The sequence below is a fragment of the Type-D symbiont of Plautia stali genome, assembly GCF_001485335.1.
Classification (GTDB): Bacteria; Pseudomonadota; Gammaproteobacteria; order Enterobacterales; family Enterobacteriaceae; genus Pantoea; species Pantoea vagans_C.
In genome coordinates this window covers 1-1812 of the sequence record NZ_BBOC01000179.1, presented here as the reverse complement: position 1 = coordinate 1812, position 1812 = coordinate 1, and the positions used below count along the sequence as shown (strand labels likewise).

Sequence of the window (1812 nt, the reverse complement as noted above, 5' to 3'; positions counted from 1 at the left end):
TCGTCCATGCCGTCGCTGGCTTTGCTGAGCGCCATCAGCGCAATCGTGGTGCAGATAATGAACAGCAGGATAAGAAGGCCGAAGCCTGAAGCCAGTCGTGTCGCAATTTTCATGTTCGTTCTCACTGTTCTGAAAGGAATGTGCCGGGTGTGGTTTTTGTTATCGGCAGGAACCGGGAAACATGCAGCGCTCATACTGATGACCTGCCTTACTGATGGCGGGGGACCGCGGCAAGGCGCGGATGCAGACGATTTACGGAGCAGAGGGAGCATGATGGCGGCGTATGTTCGTCATCGCTAAAGGCGCGGTAAAACAGAAGTCAGAAAAATCACGCAGCCTGGGGTATCAGAATGTGGCCATCAATGGAGCAGACACGTGATCAGGACAGCCTGTGGCAGATTAAAGGTATTCTGCGGGCTACTGATTTGCTGGTTGTGCGGGTGACGCAGTATGCAAAAACGGGGGTACTGAACCGGGGAGAGGATAAAAAAGTCCCGCAACCTGACCAGGTATGCCGGGCGGAAAAAAGCAAAGAAATTCGCGACAGGGATAATCGCGGCAAGACGTTAACACAGATGAAAAAAACAGTTGATGAATTATTTCACTCCTGACGAAAAGAGTCTTAACAGTCAGGAAGGTGATGACCAGCATAAAAAAAGCCGCGCTGATGGGCGCGGCATAGCAATGCGGATTTCATACTGCAGTTGTTATAAGAATCAGGACAAGCTTAGTTCGTGCGTCCCTTTCGTCAAGCCCGATGACTAACCTACTCTGCGGACCGTGCAGGTAAATGACTTTACTGACTGATAAGCTGACTTTTAGTTGTGGGGACCCCTCACATAAACATCCTGATATAAATCAGCTGAAGCGTACAGATGTGAAATAAATGCAGTAAAACCACCACTACCCTTATCGTTATCGCAGTCGGCTATCAGCGTTCAGCGATAATGACTTTTTAGGCGTAGGAAAAATCAGAAGAAAACGCTGTTTATAAAAAGTAAAAAAATAGGCGTGAGTATGCGCAGTCCGAAAGAAAATACAGACTGCTGACGAAAGCTGGCTTTATCGTGGCGAAACCTCAGGTTATGTCAGACTCAGGTTTTTTTACGCATCGCCTGGTGCCACCCTGATATCTACTGCGTTGCTGGTCCTGCTTGATCCGGACATCGTAAGCTATGAGAACCTTTTTGCCCCTCGCCGTCAGGCGGTAGCGTTCACTGACCCTCCGCCATGCTTCGCCGCAAAAAAATTCGGCCAGTCGCAGTCTTACCAGCGTCGCCATCACGACAGGCATCATGTCAGCTGGTACCGATCCCCTTTCCTGCATAGAGGAAAGAAGACGAAAATGCTTCGGAGCCAGTTTCATCATATCCTTTTTACAGTGCTGTTGCTTACCCCGTGAAGCATGGTCTGAAAGCGACAGATTATCACCGCACAGGGATTTTCTGTTAATAAAGGGCGCTTAATGCAGCAATGCAGTTAAAAAAAGCGTGTCTCTCCTCACACTCTTAGCCGATGCTGAGCCTCAAACAGCGAAAAACGTCCAGAGCGGGCATCCCTCACAGAAAATTTTCATATCGCACCGGACCTTAATCACTGCCCCTCAGCGACAGATATGCAGCCAAAAAAGAAGAGAGCTTATGACTCCGACTCTTCATACCGTCTGAAACTCCCGGGAGCGGCTACTATCACCGCATTTCGTCCGGCACCCTTCGCCTCGTAAAGCGCCTCATCCGCCCGGCGAAGCATTGCGTCCCGGCTTCCGCAGTCTGCCAGCGCGGCCACCCCGGCAGAGACCGTCATGGCGCCGAC

At 50.6% G+C, this 1812-nt stretch carries 1 protein-coding gene; it reads left to right on the top strand.

Going from position 1 to position 1812, the window contains the following annotated elements; all coding sequences use genetic code 11:
* Window positions 1-362: 362 nt before the first annotated feature.
* A complete protein-coding gene (locus PSSD_RS25825) occupies window positions 363-611 on the top strand; it encodes a hypothetical protein (protein ID WP_058974219.1) in 249 nt (82 codons plus the stop codon).
* Window positions 612-1812: the final 1201 nt, after the last annotated feature.

Coding starts and splice junctions, on each gene's coding strand:
- PSSD_RS25825 (WP_058974219.1), top strand. CDS start 363: ATGGAGCAGACACGTGATCAGGACAGCCTGTGGCAGATTAAAGGTATT.